1 protein-coding gene and 1 pseudogene are annotated in these 1,429 nt (G+C 73.7%); one reads left to right on the top strand and one right to left on the bottom strand.

Annotated features, from left to right (window positions below; all coding sequences use genetic code 11):
• The first annotated feature begins 215 nt into the window (after positions 1-215).
• On the top strand, positions 216-1,187 hold the full coding sequence (locus tag DQW06_RS23670; RefSeq protein ID WP_117199335.1) for an MsnO8 family LLM class oxidoreductase: 972 nt from the start codon (positions 216-218) through the stop codon (positions 1,185-1,187).
• A 57-nt stretch (positions 1,188-1,244) separates the two neighbouring features.
• Here the strand turns inward: DQW06_RS23670 and DQW06_RS23665 are convergent.
• A pseudogene (locus DQW06_RS23665) lies at positions 1,245-1,429 on the bottom strand (hypothetical protein); the annotation flags it as partial.

Below are 1,429 nucleotides of genomic sequence, written 5' to 3'. Positions count from 1 at the left end.
GGGGGCCGCTCGTGTCCGCGTCCCCTGCGGAGACGGCCGGTCGCGCGGACGGACCGGTGGGAGTGTGCACCGGTCCGCAACCGGACTGAGGGAACCGCTGACGAGCGCGGAGTCCGGAGTCCGAGTCCGGAACCCGCACACGGGCTCGCGGGGAGTACGCTCCGGGCGGAGGAGGACGATGCGCTGTCCCACCACACGGACGGAGGCGAGGACCGATGCGGGTCTCCCTGCTTGACCGCTCACGGACGCGCAGCGGCGAGGCCGACGCGCAGACGATCGCGACGACCGTCGAGAGGGCCGTGCGCGCGGAGGAACTCGGGTTCCACCGGTTCTGGACCGCCGAGCACCACGCGGTGCCCGGTATCGCCAGCTCGGCCCCCACCGTGCTGCTCGCGGCCATCGGTGCCCGCACGCGGGATATCCGCCTGGGCACGGGCGGGGTCATGGTCCCCAACCACAGCCCGCTGGTGGTCGCCGAGCAGGCGCTGCTCCTGGAAGCGCTCTTCCCCGGCAGGATCGACCTGGGACTGGGCGGTTCGCTCGGCTTCACCGCTCCGATCCGGCGTGCGCTCGGGCGCACCGCCCTGGGCGAGGGCGAGTACCCGGCCGAGGTCGAAAGGGTGCGCGAGTATCTGAGCGGGCGGGCCGGGATCACCGCCAGGCCCAGCGTCGCGCCTCCGCCGGTGTTCCTGCTCGCCGTCCGGGAGGGGCTGGCACTCGCCGCCGAGCTGGGACTTCCGGCGGTGATCGGAGGGCCGGTCCTTCGTGACCCGGACAGGATCGCCGCGTACTTCGAGGACTTCCGGCCGAGCCGGACCGCGCCCGCTCCCTACCTGGTCGTGAACGTGGACGTCTCCGTCGCGGAGACCGAGGAGCGCGCCCGCGACCTGCTGCTGCCCGAGGCGTGGGCGTACGCGGACTCGCGGGAGGCCGGGGAGTTCCGCGCGCTCCGCCCCGTCGAGGAGGTGCGTCGGCTGCTGGGGGAGACGAGCCGCGACAGGAAGCGCGGGGAGGTGCACGGCTGGATGGACTCCGCGATCGCGGGCACTCCCGAACAGGTGGCGGACGCGCTCACCGACCTCCTCGACCGCACCGGCGGTTCCGAGGTGCTCGCCAACGTCAGCACCTACGACCGCGACGAGGTCCGGAGGACCGACGAGTTCCTCGCCTCGCTCCAGGCCCGGTGACGGGCCGCGTGTCCGCCGGGCCGCGTCTGCCGCCGTGCCGTGTCTGCCACTGGGGCCTCATGCGGCGAGCCGTCGGCGGATCCGGTCGATGATCACCTGACGCGCGGGCGGGTGCACTGGTGTTGTCCCAGGTGCGGGGGATTCGTCGGCGGCGATCGGCCCGCCTCCCATGAGCGAGGCCAGGATGCGTTCGGTGAGGGCCGGTTCGAGTGCGGGGGTTCCCTCCCCCGCCAGCTCCTCGA

The sequence above is a fragment of the Nocardiopsis sp. TNDT3 genome, assembly GCF_003427465.1.
GTDB lineage: Bacteria > Actinomycetota > Actinomycetes > Streptosporangiales > Streptosporangiaceae > Nocardiopsis > Nocardiopsis dassonvillei.
This window is presented reverse-complemented; position numbering and strand designations above follow the sequence as displayed.